16 protein-coding genes are annotated in these 18,475 nt (G+C 35.3%); 4 read left to right on the top strand and 12 right to left on the bottom strand.

Going from position 1 to position 18,475, the window contains the following annotated elements; genetic code table 11:
* Positions 1-46: 46 nt before the first annotated feature.
* The gene (gene abc-f, locus NSQ92_RS16835; protein ID WP_251688375.1) at positions 47-1,933 is read right to left on the bottom strand and encodes a ribosomal protection-like ABC-F family protein; all 1,887 of its coding nucleotides are present in this window, start codon (positions 1,931-1,933) and stop codon (positions 47-49) included.
* A 286-nt stretch (positions 1,934-2,219) separates the two neighbouring features.
* Positions 2,220-2,357 (bottom strand): RAxF-45 family protein, encoded by a 138-nt coding sequence (locus NSQ92_RS16840; protein WP_162837580.1) that lies wholly within the window; start codon positions 2,355-2,357, stop codon positions 2,220-2,222.
* Between the two features lie 218 nt (positions 2,358-2,575).
* Between NSQ92_RS16840 and NSQ92_RS16845 the strand changes: the two genes are divergently transcribed.
* A complete protein-coding gene (locus NSQ92_RS16845) occupies positions 2,576-3,553 on the top strand; it encodes a LacI family DNA-binding transcriptional regulator (RefSeq protein WP_047942308.1) in 978 nt (325 codons plus the stop codon).
* A 59-nt stretch (positions 3,554-3,612) separates the two neighbouring features.
* Here the strand turns inward: NSQ92_RS16845 and NSQ92_RS16850 are convergent, their stop codons facing one another.
* The 9 genes from NSQ92_RS16850 to NSQ92_RS16890 all read right to left on the bottom strand — a co-directional run bounded on the left by NSQ92_RS16850 (position 3,613) and on the right by NSQ92_RS16890 (position 15,812).
* Positions 3,613-4,899: a Gfo/Idh/MocA family protein gene (locus NSQ92_RS16850; RefSeq protein WP_095258646.1), complete on the bottom strand. Its 1,287-nt coding sequence runs from the start codon at positions 4,897-4,899 to the stop codon at positions 3,613-3,615.
* A gap of 360 nt (positions 4,900-5,259) precedes the next feature.
* The gene (locus NSQ92_RS16855; protein WP_186325706.1) at positions 5,260-7,245 is read right to left on the bottom strand and encodes a beta-galactosidase; all 1,986 of its coding nucleotides are present in this window, start codon (positions 7,243-7,245) and stop codon (positions 5,260-5,262) included.
* 29 nt (positions 7,246-7,274) lie between these two features.
* On the bottom strand, positions 7,275-8,378 hold the full coding sequence (bglB, locus tag NSQ92_RS16860; protein WP_095258641.1) for a beta-galactosidase BglB: 1,104 nt from the start codon (positions 8,376-8,378) through the stop codon (positions 7,275-7,277).
* Positions 8,379-8,441: 63 nt separating this feature from the next.
* A complete protein-coding gene (locus NSQ92_RS16865; RefSeq protein ID WP_047942359.1) occupies positions 8,442-9,314 on the bottom strand; it encodes a carbohydrate ABC transporter permease in 873 nt (290 codons plus the stop codon).
* Between the two features lie 38 nt (positions 9,315-9,352).
* Positions 9,353-10,252 (bottom strand): carbohydrate ABC transporter permease, encoded by a 900-nt coding sequence (locus tag NSQ92_RS16870; protein WP_047942313.1) that lies wholly within the window; start codon positions 10,250-10,252, stop codon positions 9,353-9,355.
* A 130-nt stretch (positions 10,253-10,382) separates the two neighbouring features.
* Positions 10,383-11,678, bottom strand: coding sequence for an ABC transporter substrate-binding protein (locus NSQ92_RS16875; protein WP_047942314.1), 1,296 nt, complete (start codon positions 11,676-11,678; stop codon positions 10,383-10,385).
* A 178-nt stretch (positions 11,679-11,856) separates the two neighbouring features.
* Entirely contained in the window at positions 11,857-13,398 is a 1,542-nt protein-coding gene (locus tag NSQ92_RS16880; protein WP_341152972.1) for a response regulator transcription factor, read from the bottom strand.
* Between the two features lie 4 nt (positions 13,399-13,402).
* The gene (locus NSQ92_RS16885) at positions 13,403-15,154 is read right to left on the bottom strand and encodes a sensor histidine kinase (RefSeq protein WP_095258640.1); all 1,752 of its coding nucleotides are present in this window, start codon (positions 15,152-15,154) and stop codon (positions 13,403-13,405) included.
* A gap of 19 nt (positions 15,155-15,173) precedes the next feature.
* A complete protein-coding gene (locus tag NSQ92_RS16890; protein ID WP_047942317.1) occupies positions 15,174-15,812 on the bottom strand; it encodes a YesL family protein in 639 nt (212 codons plus the stop codon).
* Positions 15,813-16,058: 246 nt separating this feature from the next.
* On the opposite strand from NSQ92_RS16890, the gene NSQ92_RS16895 reads away from it, so the two are divergent.
* The 3 genes from NSQ92_RS16895 (at position 16,059) to NSQ92_RS16905 (ending at position 17,566) form a co-directional block, all read left to right on the top strand.
* The gene (locus tag NSQ92_RS16895) at positions 16,059-16,253 is read left to right on the top strand and encodes a hypothetical protein (RefSeq protein ID WP_047942318.1); all 195 of its coding nucleotides are present in this window, start codon (positions 16,059-16,061) and stop codon (positions 16,251-16,253) included.
* Between the two features lie 26 nt (positions 16,254-16,279).
* Positions 16,280-16,564 (top strand): spore coat protein, encoded by a 285-nt coding sequence (locus tag NSQ92_RS16900; RefSeq protein WP_053215677.1) that lies wholly within the window; start codon positions 16,280-16,282, stop codon positions 16,562-16,564.
* Positions 16,565-16,744: 180 nt separating this feature from the next.
* The gene (locus NSQ92_RS16905; RefSeq protein WP_047942319.1) at positions 16,745-17,566 is read left to right on the top strand and encodes an STAS domain-containing protein; all 822 of its coding nucleotides are present in this window, start codon (positions 16,745-16,747) and stop codon (positions 17,564-17,566) included.
* Positions 17,567-17,851: 285 nt separating this feature from the next.
* Here the strand turns inward: NSQ92_RS16905 and cdaS are convergent, their stop codons facing one another.
* Positions 17,852-18,475, bottom strand: a complete 624-nt coding sequence (gene cdaS, locus NSQ92_RS16910) for a sporulation-specific diadenylate cyclase CdaS (protein ID WP_047942320.1) — start codon at positions 18,473-18,475, stop codon at positions 17,852-17,854.

Genomic DNA, 18,475 nt, shown 5'->3' on the forward strand with positions numbered 1-18,475 from the left:
TAATGTAAAAAGGAGAAAGGCTGAGTCTTGGCAGCCTTTCTCCTTTTTATTTGCTATTCATAAGGGTATACAGTTCCTCCCATCTTCTTTCCAGCCTTTCCTTTTCCGATAAAAATTGCGCTAAGCTCTCCCATTCCGTCTCTGTTTCTATTCTTCTCTCTACTTCTGATATCTCCTTCTCCAATCCTTCCAGTTCATTTGCCAAATCCACTGGATTAACGGCAGATTCGGTTCTTTGTCTTTTCTTAATCGGCTGCATCCTCTTTTTCGATGTTATTGTTTCGTCTATAGGCACTTGTGTCCTTTTTCTTTCCTGTGACTTTTCTCGCGCATACGTATAATTTCCTTCATAACATTGAATCTCTTGTGACTCAATCCAATAAATCTTTCGAAAAAGCTTATTTAAAAAGTAGCGATCATGGGAAACAGCAAGAATAGTACCATCAAAATTCTCTAGAGCATCTTCCAATACTTCACGAGAATCAATATCTAAATGATTCGTTGGTTCATCTAATACAAGCAGATTAATTTCTTGATGCATCAGCTGTGCTAATCGCAGCCTCATTCTTTCTCCGCCGCTTAAATTGGCAGTCTTTCGAAAAACAGAATATCCATAAAAGAGAAATTGCGCTAAAATATGTCGAGCCTCCCCTTCTGTCACAGATACTTCATTTCGAAAAGCCTCGATAACTGTTTCTCCTTCCATTTCTGTTAAGGTATGCTGAGAAAGATAACCGATTTTAACATTACTACCGATCTTTATTTCTCCTTCATCTGCCTTGATTTGCTGAAGAATCATTTTTAATAAAGTTGATTTCCCTGTGCCATTCTCTCCAATAATAGCTGCCCTATCCTTGTAGCTAATCTTCATCTGTACATCTTGAAAGAGGATTTGCTCTCCAAATTTTTTGGAAACATTACGAAGTTGAATCACATCCTTGCCACTTCGATCACTTGATTCCATTTCAAAATTCATTTTCTTTCTATTCATATTTGGCCGAGACAATTTCTCCATTCTCTCTATAGCCCGTTCCATGTTTCGCGCACGCTTATGCAGTCCTTCATTAGGCGGGTTGGCACGATTGGCCCATTCACGCAAGCGTTTAATCGCTTCCCTCATTTTCTTGATTTTCTTTTGCTGCTCCTCGTAAGCTTGGAATTCTCTTAAAAGTCTTTCTTCCTTTTCCTTCGTAAAATTGGTGAAATTAGTATGATAGGTCGTTACTTCTCCATCCTCTAAATCGATGACTTTTTGAATTACTTCATCTAAAAAGTAGCGATCATGAGAAATAAGTAAAATGGTTCCACTATAATCTTGAAGAAATCTTCCTAGCCACTCCACTGCCATTAAATCTAAATGGTTCGTCGGCTCATCTAATAAAAGGAAATCTGGTTCTTCCAGAAGAATCATGGCTAAACCAATTTTAGTTCGTTCTCCTCCACTTAAATCTCCATATTTTTTGGTTACTAAATGTTGAATGTTTAACCCGTTTACAATCTTTTCAATTTTGGCATCCATCTCATATCCGCCAGCATTTGTAAAAAACTCTTGCAGTTTTCCATACTCCTCGATTAAAAGCTGTAATTGGCTTGGAGAATTGTCCTTCGCCATTTCCTGTTCCATCTGTTTCATCTTCTCTTCGATGATAACTAGATTTGAAAATGCTTGCTTTAAAACATCCTTTGCCATCCATTCTGGTTTAAATTCTGGTATTTGTTCTAAATACCCAATTTTCATGCCTTTTTTCCAATGAATTTGCCCAGCATCTGGTGTTTCCTTCCCAGCTAGAAGCCTAAACAAGGTTGTCTTGCCACTTCCGTTTCTGCCAACAAGACCTACTTTTTCCTTCTCCTTGATCTCTATAGAAATATCTTCAAATATGGTATTTCCTCCATACATTTTAGCTATCTTATTTACGCTGCAAATAATCATTTTACCGCTCTCCTTTGTTATGATTATCTCTTTTCCCAACCTCTAAACGGACGATTCCAGTCCATTTAAAGCAACACAAAAAGCCATGGAAAACAACTTCTCCATGACTTATCTGTTATAGAAAAGACCTATCTTCTTTTCTATCCATATAACCCTCTACATCTATAACTATAAAAAATTTCCATGTACTTTTCTAAAGACTTTTGATTTTTATAAATCTATGCAAAAAGGAGCGCATGAAAATGCACTCCTTTTACCGTCCATTAGATGTGGGTAAGAGATGTTTTCACCGTTTTAATTTGCTATTTAGTTGTTTAAAAAAGGACACACTTATCCCGTTAACAACTACAATTGCAAATTTCGCACGGTTAATATAAAGACTTTCCATCATATAACCTTGCACTAAAACGGTTGAACTTAACATCCTTTCCCACCTCTTTTCTTTGTAAGATAAATTTATTATACCTTTATCAGGCATACTATACAAGAAAAATCAGTAAACTTCGAATCAAAATAATATTCACTAATTTATCAAGTTTCTTTCTATCGAAGAGGCCTTCTTGTTAAAAAGCAAAGCAGTGGATATAATAAAATGAAAACAACGTTGTTATTTTTATTTATGGATGAATCGGAGGGATGAAGATGAGTGTCACTATTAAAGATATAGCTAAAAGTGCTGGAGTAAGCTATTCCACCGTTTCAAAGGCACTTCGTGATAGTCCATTAGTAAAGAAACCTACGAAGGATCTCATTATGGCGGTTGCTAATGAATTAGGTTATCAACCCAATATTGCAGCTAGAAGCCTTGTTTCCAAAAAATCCTTTACTATTGGTGTTGTGTGGCCTACCATTGAACAAACCGTTCTCTCAAAGCTTATTACAACTATTAACAAGGAATTGGAGGAGCTTTCTTATACAACATTGATATCTATAAATGAAGTAAAGTCTGCTTTAAAAATCTTTAGCCGCTATCAAGTAGATGCCATACTAGTATTTGATTCTAGTCAATCCATCGTTTCTTCTTATTCAGATGTTCCTATTGTCATGCATGGACTAGCCAATAAGCAAACTCCTTATCCTGTTATTGATGTAAATCGCCAAAAAGCAACTTATCAAGCTGCGCAATATCTTTATAAGATGGGGCATCGTTACATTAGCTATATTGGAGATGTAGAAGGTGATAAACTGCAAAAAGAAAAGGTCAAGGGATTTGAACAGGCGATTTTAGAGTTGGAATTACCGACTTATTCTTTTCAAAAAATACGAGTGAATAATTTTGAACAATATGACGGCTATGAGGCTGCTAAGCAATTACTAACTTTAGCTAAACGGCCAACTGCCATTCTTACAGGGAGCTATGACCTTGCGCGCGGTGCTCTTCAAGCTATTTATGAATCTAACTTATCCATACCAAATGATATTTCTATAATTAGTTATGATAACTTTCCAGCACTAGAGCATTTTGATATACCCCTATCAACAGTCGGAGTTCCACTAGACAAAATTAGTGAAAAAACAATTGAAATATTGATGAAAGTGATTAACGACGAAGAAGTAGAAACTAAAATTTTTATGGAACCAGAATTAAAAATTACAAATTCCTGCACAAAAATCTCCTAGATAATAAAAGGAAACTTCTATGAAAATAGAAATTTCCTCCTGTCAAACTAACACTCTATCTAAAAGTTCACCAATGAATCTAGTTTTACTGGCATGCCAGTTTTTATAGAAATATTTCCGGCAATCCCTGTTAAAATAGATTTCACGCCGTCAATATGGGTGGCGGCACGATGAAACCGATCTTCGACAGGCTCCCCAAATATATCGCGAAGCAATATTGGATCTCCTCCACCATGACCCCCCTCTCCCTCTTCTATCTCTACTTCATATGGTTTTCCTAGCATGGGATGCACAGTAATAGATTTTGAGGATAAGGCTCCTTCCTCTTCCTTATTACCTCCTGAATTAACATATGATTTTTCGACTACGTTGACTTCTAATCTGCCCTTTGATCCATTTAAAACAACATTGAATCCTTCCCACGGTGCATAAGCATGTAAAGAATAAGTGAGAATCGCTTTATTTTTAAACTTAGCTATTAACCCTAATGTGTCTTCTGTGCTAATGCCATCTCCAAACACACTTTGATCTCGCTGATATCCATCTTCTTTTTCGGCATTCAGATACATTTCCTTTAAGTGCTCATTTTTTTCTAAGTGTAAGGCAAAATGATCCGATTTTGCATATTTACTGCCATAAGCTCTTTGATAAAACTTAGTTTCTCCGCGTTTTTCCGCATTTTCTCTTCCATAAAACATCAAGTCCCCCATTGCTAAAACAGTATCTGGATAGGACTGCAGCCAGAAATTAACAAGATCAAAATGATGAGTTGATTTATGAACAAGCAAGCCGCCACTATTCCGTTTATCCCGATGCCATCTTCTAAAATAATCAGCTCCATGCTCTGTATTCAGCAGCCATTCAAAATGTACAGCATGCACATCTCCAATTACTCCATCTTCAATTAATTCTCTAATTTTGGTATTATGGGGAGCATAGCGATAGTTAAAAGTTACTCGTAGTTTTCTATTTGTACGTTCCACTGCATCTAAAATAGACTGTGCCTTTTCTTCGTCAATCGTCAATGGCTTTTCTGTAATAACGTCACATCCCAATTCCATCGCCTTTATTATATATGTATGATGGGTGCGATCCATTGTTGTAACAATGCAGTAATCTGGGGTTTGGTCTTTCAGCATTTGTTCAAATTGATCTGCTGTATATGTTGGAACCTTTTTATAACTATACTTTGATTCTAATAGATGGTTAGCATAATCCATTCTCGTTTGATTTAAATCACAAAAACCTACTAAATCTGCCGTATCTCGAAAATCTCGCGCAACTGCTCCATAAAAAAATTCCGCCCGTCCACCTGTTCCCACTAATGCATATGTTTTCTTCTTCATAATTTTTCCTCCTTATTGTTTAACCATTTTGATTACTGCCTAACATAAACTTATTGTTGTTTTTAACCACATCAAGAAACTTTGTATACATGGAAAGTACTATAAGCACACACAATAGAAAACGTTTACATTTTATTAATAAATTAATGAAGCTATCTGCTGTGCAATATTTACAATCGAGGATCAAAATAAATAGAGAGTACAATTGAAAAATAACAACGTTGTTATTTTCGATTATAAAGGAACTTTCCCTATATATCAACCATCTAAAAGTCCCCTTTTACCACATCCTTATGTGAAAATACAACATAATTAGATTGATAGCTCCTAATACCACTTTGTTATTAGGAGCTACAAGCATTATATTTGGGACATTATTATTTTGTAGCTATAGGCCGGAATTTTATATGTTCCCTCCACTAATTTTTTCTTACTTTTCCACTCCCAACTATTTTCTGGCACGGTTATGTCACCAGTTCCTCCATCCATATTTATCGCAACCCAGTAAGTGGCATTCCCTCCGATTCTCGGGATAAGAACAGTACCAGGAGTGGCTTTTATCTCCCGTCTTATAGCAGCTATTTCTGCATAATGCTGAATCAATGCCTCCAGCATTTCTTCTCCTGATTTGCCAAGGGGAAAACTGCCAAGCATAACTATTTTTCCTTTGCCCCTTTTAGTCTCTTTGATAAATGTTCCTCCAGCACCTAGTCCTTCTTTGATTAAGCCTATATTTCCTTCTTTTTCGGTATTAAAAATAGTGCTCCATAAGCCTAACTCTGCTGTGATTCCAAACGCTTCCCCTAATGTATTCGTTCCGTCTAATGGATTTGTAAATAAAGCCTCCGTACCTGCTGCCTTTTCTAGCTCTCCAAGTGCACAATCTGTATGGATAGTATGTTCACTCGTACGTCCTCCGGTAAGCGGGCCCACAATCCAAATCCCTCCTTTTTCAACAAATGTTTCGGCTCTTTTTATATACTCTGTTGAAAGATAAGGAATAAATGGGGTAAACAATATTTTATAACCATCTAAGTCTGCTTTTTCCATAATCAAGTCACGTTGAATGCCCAAAGAAAGGAAGCGTTCATAAAAACTCGTTAAAATCTGTTTATATTGAACTCCATTAAATGGCTCTGTTTGAAAATAGGCTTTAGCCTGGTCCGAATAGCAAATCGCCACCTCTGCTTGCTTTGGCCTCGTATGAAGCAGAAGCGGTTCTAATTCTTTTCGAATTCGTTCTACTTCTAATACATTTTTATAACCAATTGTTGGATTTCCCCAAGCACTAATAACAGATCCATGAGAAATCTCACAACCGCTTCGCTGTTGTCTCCAAAGCCAGTAGCAAAAACCTTCAGCTCCTGCAGCATAAGCATATGCTGCTTCTGCCTGCAAATAACCATCTAAATGTGGATTTGCATATCTTTCCAGTGATGCACTAAAAGAAGTACTTGTTTCCATCAGCCAAAATGGGCTATCTTTCTTTATGTTTCTATACAAATCACACAGCATCATAAAGGAACTAGCATTTTCCTGGACCGCATATGTATCAAAAGAAGCAAAATCTAGATTTTCAAACAATAATGCTTGATCCAGATCAAAAAAGACTGTTGCATTATGTGTAATAGGTGCATTTGAATGTTGACGAATAATAGCGGCTTGCTCTGTTGCAAACTCTGCTATTTTTTCATGTGTGAATAATTTATACATTGTTAATAAAGATGCATTATGCAAAAAAGGTGTTTGTTTAGGCTGTGGAATTTGTTCAAATGTTTGATAGTATTGGCTCCATATATGTGTGCCCCACGCTTCATTTAAATTTTCAATTGTTTCATACTTTTGTTTTAACCAACGATGCCATTCAGATTTACAAGTATCACAAAAGCAGTCTCCGACATGACATTTAAATTCGTTATCTAACTGCCAGGCAATGATACCAGGCAGCTCACCTAACTCCTTTGCCAGTGTCTCCGTTATAATGGCTGCCTTTTCACGAAAATAGCCATTATTTGTACATACATGCTGCCTTGCTCCATGACTCATAACAGTACCATTTTTATCTACATGCATACGTTCTGGATGTTGATAGGACATCCAGATTGGCGGTGTTGCAGTCGGTGTGCATAGGATAGTATCAATACCATTATCTTTCAATTTCTTAATCACTTCTTTCAAAAAAGAAACATTCACATTTCCTTCTTCTTTCTCGATAAAGGACCAAATAAATTCACCTATACGCACCACATTAATTCCTACTTCTTTCATTAGTTGGATGTCTTCTTCAATAATTTCTTGATCCCATAGCTCTGGATAGAAGGCTGCTCCATGATATAACTTTTGCAAATTTATTTCCTCCTCCTTATAACTTTCTGCTAACAATAACTGTATAAAAATTCGGATAGACATAAAATCGCTAATGACTGTCCATATGGCATCGTAGTCATCGGAATTTGGCGATAAAATTCCAGTGTTTCTCCCATTCCAGTTCCTACTGATACTTTTTGTAAAGCACCTTGTTCATTTATTTCTTGGATAATTGCCTGTACTGCCTTTAAAGCAACCTCTTTATATTCCGAGCCAATGTACCTTTTGTGAACTGCTTTCAATATTCCGTACGCAAAGCCAGCCGTGGCGGATGCCTCTAAATAGGAGGATCGATCGGTAATCAAGGTATGCCACATACCTGTTTCATGTTGATATTCTTTTAATCTCTCTATCTGCCTAGTTAGTGTCTCTAATAAATATTCACGAAAGAAATCTCCCTTTGGCAGTTCAAGCAAATCGATTATTTCAGGAATAGCAATGGTAATCCAGCAATTACCTCGTGCCCATAGAGCCTCCGCAAAATGGTGATCCCCCTCAAACGTCCAGCCATGGAACCATAATCCCGTTTTTCGATCACACAGATATTTTGTATGAATTAGAAACTGCTTTTTCGCTTCTTCTATATACATTTGGTTATGAAGCAGTTTTCCAATTTTTGCAAGAGGTAAAACAGTCATCATTAGTGTATCATCCCATAGCTGATTTTTATTTTCAGGTCCATAGGTCATGTGCTGAAGTCCACCTTCTTTTGTCCTTGGCATTTCATATAGCACCCAGTCAGCCCACTTCTCTAAATAAGGTAAATACGTTCGATCCCTTGTATCTTCATATAGGTATGCCAAGGTAAGCAGAGGCGCCATCGTATTGACATTTTTAGGTGGAACTCCCTCTTTTAATCTTCGGTAATACCATTCTGTGATTATTTGCTTTGCCTTTTGATCATTCGATATTTTCCAATAATTATAGATTCCATATAAGCCTACACCCTGTGGCCAATTCCATACTTCCCAGCTTTTATCATCCACCACAACTCCATCAAAATGTAGTAAGTACTCACCTGTTTGATCTTTAATACTCGCTAAATTCTCCATCAACTTTTCTATCGAACCAACCACTTTTTGTTTTTCTAACAAAAGTCTTGTATCAACCATCTCTTTCCCTCCATGTAAAGAATAAAGAAAATGTTCAACTGAAAAGATCTCTTTTTTCCGCTGCTATTTTAAGCCACTTGTACTGATACCTTCCACAATATACTTTTGGAATACGAAGAAAATCAAAATAACTGGTAATAATGAGACAACAGACATAGCAAACATTGCTCCCCAATTTGATGCTGACTCCGTATCTAAAAATAATTTTAGAGCTAGAGAAACAGGGTACAATTCTGCTTTATTTAAATATAAAACTGGATTGATTAAATCCTCCCATTTCCAATAAAACGAAAATATAGCAGATGTTGCTAACGCAGGTGTTATCAAAGGTAATATGATGCGAAAGAAGATACTAAAGCGGCCGCACCCGTCTATTCTAGCTGCTTCATCTAACTCTACAGGGATGGTACGAATAAACTGGACAATTAAAAAGATGAAAAAGGCATGCCCAAAAAACTGTGGAACAACGATTGGTTTAAAACTATTTATCCAGCCTATTTTGGCAAAGATGATATATTGAGGAATCATTAATACTTCGTGTGGAAGCATCATCGTCACCATCATGCATGCAAACCAAAAGCTTTTGCCTTTAAACTGAATTCTCGCAAATCCATAAGCGATTAGCGCAGATGAAACTACCGCACCAATGGTGGAAAGTCCAACAATAATCAAGGAGTTTTTAATGAAAGTACCAAAAGACTGTCCAGCAATTCCCTGCCAGCCATCTGCATAGTTGGTCCAAATAAATCTTTCCGGAATAAGCGAATGAGCAGTAACAAAGATAGAGGAACTTTCTTTAAAGGAGCTCACAATTAACCATATAACAGGATAGAGCATAATAATAGCAATGATGCTAGTAATCAGATGAAAGAGTATTTTTTTCGGTCTGATCTTTTTTCTTTTCTTTTCTATTGTTGGCCTGATGTCTGGTTCGATAACATTATTGGTTGCTTGTTTAAATGTCTCCACCTTTATTAATCCTCCTTCGACTCGTAATAAACCCATAAAGATGATGTTTTAAATAAAATGAGTGTGGTAAGGCCTACGATAATCAACATTACCCATGCCATGGCAGAAGCATATCCCATTTGGAAAAAGTTAAATGCTTTTTGGAATAAATAAAGTGGGTATAGTAAAGTACCATCTAGAGGACCACCCTCCCCTTTAGAAATAATGTAAGCTGGTGTAAAAGTCATAAAGGCAGATATTGTTTGCATGACTAAATTAAAAAAGATAATGGGGCTTAAAAGCGGTAATGTAATTTTGAAAAATTTGCGAATAGCATTTGCGCCATCTACACTTGCCGCTTCATAATATGTTGGCGGAATATTTTTTAGTCCTGCCAGGAAGATAAGCATGGAAGAACCAAACTGCCATACAGCAAGTAGAATCAATGTCCATAAAGCGCTTGTCGGATCTTGATACCACAGAATCTTGTTATCAATCCCCATAAAGAACAATAGCGCATTGATTACTCCTTCGTTACCAAAAATATTACGCCACATAATCGCAACTGCCACACTACCTCCGATAATCGATGGAAGATAAAAAAGTACGCGGTAAATCCCTATTCCTTTCATGTTTTGGTTTAAAAGCATTGCTACAAATAAAGCAAACATTAAACGTAGAGGAACCCCTGCAAGTACATAATAAAAAGTAACACTTAATGATTTCCAAAACTTCTCATCTCCAAAGAACATTTCTTTATAATTACCAAGCCCTATCCATGTCGGGGTTGTAAATAAATCATAATTAGTGAAGGATAAGTATAAGGAAATAAGCATCGGAACAACCGTAAATGTTGTAAATCCAATAATAAATGGTGATATAAAAGCATATCCGGATAAATTATCTTTTAATGCACGTGATTTCATAACGAAGACAACTCCTCTCTAATCAGAAATAAAGCACGAATCATTCAAAATAGAACTTTTCGTGCATTTGGTCAAGGTTGGATATGTGCTTTCATGAAAATGTTCTTTAATAGAAGGCTACAGGAGCTCTCTATTTATTTCTTCCTAGAATTTCATTTGCTTGTTCTCTAAATTTCTCTGCACCTTCTGCTGGCTTAATTTGTTTAAATAATATTTGATCGGAAACATCTTTCAGTGCTTTAATTACTTCTGCACTTCCAATCGGATCTGGCGGATCTGCCTGGCTTGCATGTTGTGCCGCAGCTTCTACGTATTCGACAATTTTTGTTTCTGACTCGCTTAACTCTGGCTTGATTGCCTCAGATACTTCAGTAGAAACTGGTACTCCTCTTTCTCCTTTAATCAATTTATTTGCTTCCACATTATTCACAAAGTAATCAATAAATTTTGCTGCCTCTTCTTTTACCTTCGAACTTTTCGGAATAGAGAATAACATACTTGGTTTTAAGAATAAGGCACTTTCCTGTTCTTGGGCTGGAGGAAAGTTAATGGTAAGAGAATCATCGGTTAATTGAGAGAATGCTAAGTATTGATTAGAGTAATTCCATGTAAATCCAGTAGCACCTTTTACGATAAAATCATCTTCCATCCCTTTTATTTGTGCTTGTTCATCTGGTGTTGGAGATGCATCTGCCTCAATTAAGCGCAATTGTCTTTCAAAGTAATCAATAAATAATTGATCATCCTCGTAAGCTAACCCTGTACCATCTTCCTTATAAAAACGCTCCCCTTGTGTTCTTAAATAATACGGAAAGAATACATCTGGGGGATGCATCCCATTCGAACCATAGATTCCTAGTTTTTCTTGTAGCAGCAAGGCTGTTTTTTCATAGTCATCCCATGTCCAAGTTTGGCTGTCAAACTCAATTCCAGCCTCTTTTAATAAGCGATCATTGGAAATAACGGATAATACATTCACACCTGCTGGTAACCCATAAAGGCTATCATCGATTTTCCCTCCTGAAATATTATTTTCAGGAATATTTGCTGTATCTATTGTTCCATTTTCAAGATAAGGTGTTAAATCTTCCAATTGTCCTTTTTCACCGTACTGAGATAAATAGGCCATATCCATTTGAATTACATCAGGTAATTGGTTTGCCGCCGCCTGCGGAGCTAACTTTTTCCAATAATCATCCCAGTTAGCAAACTCTGGCTCGATGTTCACATTAGGATTTTCCTTTTCATACATCTCAATAACTTTTGTTGTGTAATCATGACGAGGCTGACCACCCCACCACGCAAACCGGATGGTAATCTTGTCGCTGCCATTTTTTCCATCTGATTCGTTACTGCTAGATGCACTACAACCGCTAAATGCTGTTACCACAAACAGACTTAAGGCTAAAATGAGAATCTTCCTCACCAAATCCCCCTCTTCCTTCTTTATTGTAAGTGCTTTCATCATGATTCTAAATGTTATTACCACATGATGGAATATAAAAAATAGAGAAATCCTGTTTAAAAAACAGAGGTATTTATTTTAGAAAATTCATCAGTAAAAAGCTCCTAATCTCTTCTTTCCCAAAGAGATTAGGAGCTTTTTATCGTGCGTTCTTATATTCAGAAGGGGTATATCCCGTATGTTTTTTAAATACCTGACTAAAGTATTGCGGATTATCGCCGAATCCAATCATTTCTGCCAGTGTTAGTATTTTTACATCATCCGTCTTCTGAATTTCTTCCATTGCCTTATTTACTCTCATTCTCGTCACATATGTCGAAAACTTTTCCCCTGTTTCTTGCTTAAATAATTTGCCTAGATAATCTGCATTCATATAAACCTGTTTAGCAACCCACTTTAAAGAAAGGGCTGGATTGCTTAATTCACTATTAATTATTTCTTTCATTTGCTCGATTATATGCGACTGAGAAGATTTATGTTTTTCATAATAGATAAAGGTGATTTCCTTTGTATGATGGAGTAAAAACTCCTTCATGGCCTGAATGCTATCGACTTCTAGTAAATAAGAGATTTTCCCCATATAGTCAGGCAGACTTTTAGCCCAGCATGTTTGGATCATGGTGAGAAAAAGTTGAATAACATAGGTTCTTGTCAAATGAATCGGATCTCTTTTAGCTGCAATCTGCTGGAATATATCGTCCATCTCTTGCTTTACTTTATTCCAATTTCCTGATTTTATTTCTAAAAACAATGGTAAATCTCCAAATTCCAAGTTATTTATTTCCTGTTCCTGCTGAATATCTTTTTTTGTTATTATGCTTCCCTCTCCTAAATAAAAACAATGACTTAGACATTCAAGCGCTTCTTGATAAAGTTTTCGCGTTAATGTAATAGGACCTGCTCCGCTCACAGCAACCGTCATATCCATTTCGTAGACAGCATAGAAATTTTTACGGATCTCTTCAATTCTCTCTTGTAATTCATCCTGGCCATTATTTTCATCTACTAGAAACAAAATATATTCTCCGATATTAGACGATAGAATAGGTGATCCAAAAATGTCACTTCCAACATTCTCTAACATAAATAAATGTTCATAGTTAAAATCTCCTTCGAGATGAAACAGCACAACAAAAACTTTCTTACCTTCTAATCTAGTATGAAAAATTCTTTGATAATAGGCTAAAACGTTTTTTTCTGATTTTTTACTAGTAACAAGCTCTGTCAGTAATTGCTTTTTTACAAAAGGCTGCACAGTATCCATTTTCTTTTTCATTTCTAGCAAGTAACGCTTTCTTTTTTCTTTCATCCGAATTTCACTAATCGTCTGTTGAATCGCTTCCATAATTTGCTTTTCGTTACAAGGCTTTAATAAATAATGTTTAACTCCATACTCCATTGCTTTTTTCGCAAAATGAAATTCGGAAAATCCAGATAGAAGGATAAAATGAATAGAAGGATATTCCTTTTTAATTTTAGAAACTAACTCAACGCCATTTAATCCCGGCATCTTTATATCACTAATAACAATATGCGGCTGTAAATTTTTAATTAATTGATAGGCTTCCATCCCATTGGCAGCCTTACCCACGAGCCTTGTATGTAACATATCCCAGTCAATAATACTAGAAATGCCATCTAAAATGATTTTTTCATCATCTACTAGAATTACCTTATACATGTTCTCACCGCCATTTATTTGGAATAATTAGATGTACTTGTGTTCCTGTTCCTCGTTTACTTTTAATTATTAAACCAAATTCCTCACCGTATAGAAGCTTTATCCGTGAATCAATATTATAAAGGCCGATTCCAGTTCCTCTTGTTTTTACTTCCTGCTTTCTAACTTTTGCTAATAGTTCCTCCTCCATTCCTGGTCCATTATCCTCTACTGTAATATGCAAATTATTTTCTCTAAGAACAGCACGGACCGTTATTTTGCAAGGCTCTATCATCTGTTCGAGCGCATAATGAATAGCATTTTCTACGAGCGGCTGAATCATCAATTTAGGTATATAGCAATTCTTCGTCTCTGGAGGTATCATTTTATGAAAAGTTAAGCGGTCACCATATCGATATTTTTGTATTCTTATATAATGATCTACAATAAATATCTCCTCTTCTAACAGAACTGCATCATTTTTTGCACTAATGGCATTCCGCAATAAGTAACCCAATGACTCCACCATACTGGAAATATCAGTTTGCCGATTCATCTTTGCCTGCCAATTAATCGATTCCAATGTGTTGTATAAAAAATGGGGGTTTATTTGTGCCTGTAATGCTTTAAATTCTGTATCCTTAATTAATAATTGTTTCTCATAGTTTTCTTTGATTAATGTATTAATACGTTCAATCATCAAGATAAAATGATCAGTAAGAATGCCGATCTCATCTTTCGCTTGCACAGGCTGCAATGTATTTTTTATGGATAAATCTCCTTTTGGGACATTTTTCATCGCAGACACTAACTGTTCTATCGGCTTTGTCAGTTTACTAGAAAAAACGACTGCCATAAATAAAACAACTAAGTTCAGCAAAAAGAAAATCGCCAGCATAATGTATTTTGTTGTTTGCACTTTTGCAATAATCGAATCAAATGACACAATATTCCAATAAACCCAGTTAACATAGGAGGAAGAAGTATGTGTAATAAAGTATTTCTGACCGCCTATTGACTGAATTTCATAGCCGACCTTCTGATTCGGCAAATAGGGAATATTTTCTATTTCTTTGAATATTCCTTTATAAAAGAATTGATTATCTTCTCCGCTAATCATCATATTACTTGTCACTTTATTATTTTCTGATACACTGTCTTCTACAATTTTATCTACATTGACTTGAATAAGGAGTGTGCCTAAATTATCTAAACTCAAGTTCTGATGGGTTCTGATTTTGCGAATAGCAAAGATCTTATTGCTGTCTGTCTCTGTTACCCACTGATTAGCTCCTTTTTTTCCTTCTCCTATCTCAATCCATTTTTCCTTTTTGTTTGAAATCATGGATGATGTATATCCGCCAGCTCGATATTCCCTTCCATTTGCATCAAATATGTGAATCGCATGAATATATTTTGAAGAGCCCACGTACTCTGTCAGCAGATCCCAAAGCTGGTTATCCAGCTGATAGCGCTGGTAAGGATTGGAGTCCATCTTTATTTCCGAAAGAATTTTTTGAATTTTATTATCTGACATGAGGGAAAAGGAGACTTCCTCAATACTTTTTAATTCTTTTTCTAATTGCTTGGATGACATATGCAAGACATCCGTTGTCTTTTGATAATACAATTGATCGTATACATGAAAGGCATATTGAAATCCAATTAATAAAAAGGATAAGGAACCAACCATTATGAATAAAATGGTTAACGTCAACTTTTTCTTTATTTTTAACTGTCGGTATTTATTTATAATAGAAAAAATGAAATGTTTCATCGTTAACCCCTTTTCATTTTTAAACAATCCTTTGTTGGGTCATTTTCTTTAAACGATGATCAATACTGCCAAAAGCTCTGGCAGCCAGCCAAGTAATAACAAATGCAAGGGTACTAATACTAAAGAATAGAAGAAGCGTTATATGAAGTGATGCCAGAAAAGCTATACAAAATACAGCCATAAAGATTCCTACTGTATGGGCGGGACGTAGAAACCCGATAACAAATGCATATTTTATGTATTCTAATAACTTGAGATCGTAGTATGTGTAAACTGGTAGAAGATATAAAAAAGTCGTACTAAAAAAAAGAAGTAATCCACAAATAAAAAAAAGAAGAAGTGTTGTGGGGCCATCCAATATGCCGATAATCCGAAAATCCATATAAAGTAACAGGAAAATAAGCATGAAAATCATCCCAAGAATATTGCCTTTCCACCAATCTTGCTTATAGCTGGCCCAAAATAGAGGAAAAATGCGGATATCCCTTTCCCCATTCACCCATTTTTTTGTAATGGAAAACATAGCAATACTTGCTGGCATCCATCCAAAAAAGCCTAATCCTAAAAATGTAAAAAATATCCATAGTAAATTTACATAGGCTAGTCGTGTTACCCATTCGCAAAACTTATAAGCACCATTTGTTAAACTGTGTACCAATCTCCCATCTCCCTTATTACATTTTTATTTATTGTACACCAAATCTGTAAGCCTTTACATACTATTATGTAAAGAAAAGGAAAGCAATCAAAAAATTTTAATAACTATCAAAGACTGGAGTGCTTTAACTGACTCTATCGCTCCCTTCGGATAGGATTCATTCATAAATGAAAAAAATTGGTTTAAGCCTATCCAATTGCGGATATATCAAATACTGAAAAGACAAGTCCAACAGGAGGAGAAAACATGGCTTCTACTAAATTAGCAATACATGAAACGTTAGAAGTACATGAAGTACTGACGTTAAAACAGAGTTGTCTCGTAAAATCCTATGCATTACAATCCCTGGTTGATGATGATACTTTAAAAGCAATTTTAGATAATGATGTATCTAGTTCAGAGAAAGCAATCAAAGAACTACAGGAAATTCTAAAACAATAAAGGGACGGGTGATGGGAATGAGCTTCATGGATAAATTAAAGGCCACTGGAAAAATGTGTGATGAGTTAATTGCTACAGAGCTGCTGATTTCTGCGAAAGCAACGGTAAGAACATATGCTGTTGCCATAACAGAGACAGCTTCTCCACAAGTAAGAGAAATCCTAAAGAAACAACTCAATGAAGCGATTGACAATCATGCTAAAATCGCCAATTATATGATAAAAAATGATATGTATTATGCCTATGATGTGGATAAACAATTAGAGCATGATAAAGAAAAAATAGACATATCATTAGAATTAGTAAAATAAATTAAAAGAAGGAGATAAGTGATATAGTCAGCTTATCTCCTTCTTTTTAAACTTTAAATCAATATTTTAATATTTTGGGTTTAATTATGTTTATAATAGGGTAAAGTAGTTTATCGAAAACTATTATTTGTGTAGTTTAGTATATTTCATACTTAAATTAAATCCATGGGAGTAACGAAAATGAACACAATAATGTACATAAAGGACGAATTAAAAAATTTCATTAATGAGAATGGGAACACCTTCAATCAAAAATTATTGACAGAAGCAACAAATGTTTCTATAAAAATTACCGATATATTAAATAAAGGAAATATTGATTTGCTAAAAAATGCCAAAAAACTGATATTTTACACAGTAGATCAACAAGAGTCAGATTTAATTTCTTTTGCCAAAGTAGAAGGAATTGCATGGGCTAAACACTCTTTGACCTTAGAATTAAAGCTAGAATGGGTCCAAGCCATCAGAAGAACCTTATGGCATTTTATTAGCATGATTGATGAGGAAAAGGATATCATACATAATCGCGAGGATTATTATGGAATGGAAAAATTATTTAACGAAAAGATAGATCAATTTTTAAATAATTTTTTCCTTAGCTATTCGCATTATAAAGATGAGATGTTGAATAAACAAAGAAAAATGGTTGAACATTTATCTGTTCCCATTATTCCGATTAAACAATCTATTTCCGTTTTACCATTAATCGGTACCATTGACTCATATAGAATTAAAGTTATTGAAGAGAAAGTTTTAAACGATATAGCTGATTCAAAAATTCAAACATTAGTGATAGATCTTTCGGGTACAGCAAAAATGGAAATGGATGTTATTGATTATTTTGAAAAAGTATTAGCTGGTATTTCGATGATGGGCTGTAACGCCATCCTTACTGGACTTAGACCAGAGTTAGTAAAAAAAATGGTGCATGCCGGTATTCATTTTGAAAAAAATGCTGAAACAAGAGGCACCCTCCAAGAAACCTTAAAGAATATTCTTTAAAACTCCTATTGAAAATACTTAGCAAGGGTATTCAACCAAAGATAGTCATCTGAATATTGGTTGGATACCCATTATTTTTATTTTTCAATCGTTATAATGGTGGTTATTCCCCCGCAGCCTGAATACATTTTGTTTCCTAATGTGGCGAGTGTGGTTTCGTTTATCCTAAAAAGTCTCAGCCATTCTTGCAGCTGCTAAGGAGGGGCAACGTATATTAAGTTGCTTAATTTTAAATAATATATTTTTTATGCTAAATTTTCCAATTCTCTTTCTATACTGGCTATCTTACATATTTATATCACCTGGCTGAATGGGATATAATGCTCCACCCAATGTAAACGATATTCTCCCTGTTTCCTCTGACACAACAATCACTAATGCATCTGATATTTCACTTAACCCAATGGCTGCTCTATGTCTTGTTCCTAATTTATCCTTGCCGTTAAATTTACTTGCAGTTGGAAATATATTGCCTGCAGAAATAATCGAATCCTCTTCGATTAACACTCCCCCATCGTGCAATGGGTTTCCAGGATAAAAAATTGCTTCTAGTAAAGAAGCAGATAATTTTGCATGTAAGGGGATTCCAGAATGAATCAATCTGTCTAAAGAATCCTTACGCTTAATAGCTATTAACGCTCCATGTCGTTTATCAGAAAGAGCTTGGGCGCTAGCAGTAAGGATTTCTAAATTCTTAGTATATGGCTTTAAATATAATTGTAAATAAAATGTAGCTGCACGATGATGAATACTTTTAAATAACTTATTTACTTCCTCAAAATCGTTTAAAATACAGCAATCTTTTTCATCCAGCGTATTTTTTAGTTCGCTAAGTTCCGCCTCTAAATCCTCCAGTAATTGATGCATCTCTTGGTTAAACTCATTAGGTAAATGGTTGTCTCCTTCCAT

The organism is Niallia sp. FSL M8-0099, from assembly GCF_038006945.1.
Lineage (GTDB): Bacteria > Bacillota > Bacilli > Bacillales > Cytobacillaceae > Niallia > Niallia circulans.

Excerpts from the sequence above, each read along its gene's own strand:
- abc-f (WP_251688375.1), bottom strand. The coding sequence starts at position 1,933 with ATGATTATTTGCAGCGTAAATAAGATAGCTAAAATGTATGGAGGAAAT.
- NSQ92_RS16840 (WP_162837580.1), bottom strand. The coding sequence starts at position 2,357 with ATGTTAAGTTCAACCGTTTTAGTGCAAGGTTATATGATGGAAAGTCTT.
- NSQ92_RS16845 (WP_047942308.1), top strand. The coding sequence starts at position 2,576 with ATGAGTGTCACTATTAAAGATATAGCTAAAAGTGCTGGAGTAAGCTAT.
- NSQ92_RS16850 (WP_095258646.1), bottom strand. The coding sequence starts at position 4,899 with ATGAAGAAGAAAACATATGCATTAGTGGGAACAGGTGGACGGGCGGAA.
- bglB (WP_095258641.1), bottom strand. The coding sequence starts at position 8,378 with ATGGTTGATACAAGACTTTTGTTAGAAAAACAAAAAGTGGTTGGTTCG.
- NSQ92_RS16870 (WP_047942313.1), bottom strand. The coding sequence starts at position 10,252 with ATGAAATCACGTGCATTAAAAGATAATTTATCCGGATATGCTTTTATA.
- NSQ92_RS16880 (WP_341152972.1), bottom strand. The coding sequence starts at position 13,398 with ATGTATAAGGTAATTCTAGTAGATGATGAAAAAATCATTTTAGATGGC.
- NSQ92_RS16885 (WP_095258640.1), bottom strand. The coding sequence starts at position 15,154 with ATGAAACATTTCATTTTTTCTATTATAAATAAATACCGACAGTTAAAA.
- NSQ92_RS16895 (WP_047942318.1), top strand. The coding sequence starts at position 16,059 with ATGGCTTCTACTAAATTAGCAATACATGAAACGTTAGAAGTACATGAA.
- NSQ92_RS16900 (WP_053215677.1), top strand. The coding sequence starts at position 16,280 with ATGGATAAATTAAAGGCCACTGGAAAAATGTGTGATGAGTTAATTGCT.
- NSQ92_RS16905 (WP_047942319.1), top strand. The coding sequence starts at position 16,745 with ATGAACACAATAATGTACATAAAGGACGAATTAAAAAATTTCATTAAT.
- cdaS (WP_047942320.1), bottom strand. The coding sequence starts at position 18,475 with ATGGAAGGAGACAACCATTTACCTAATGAGTTTAACCAAGAGATGCAT.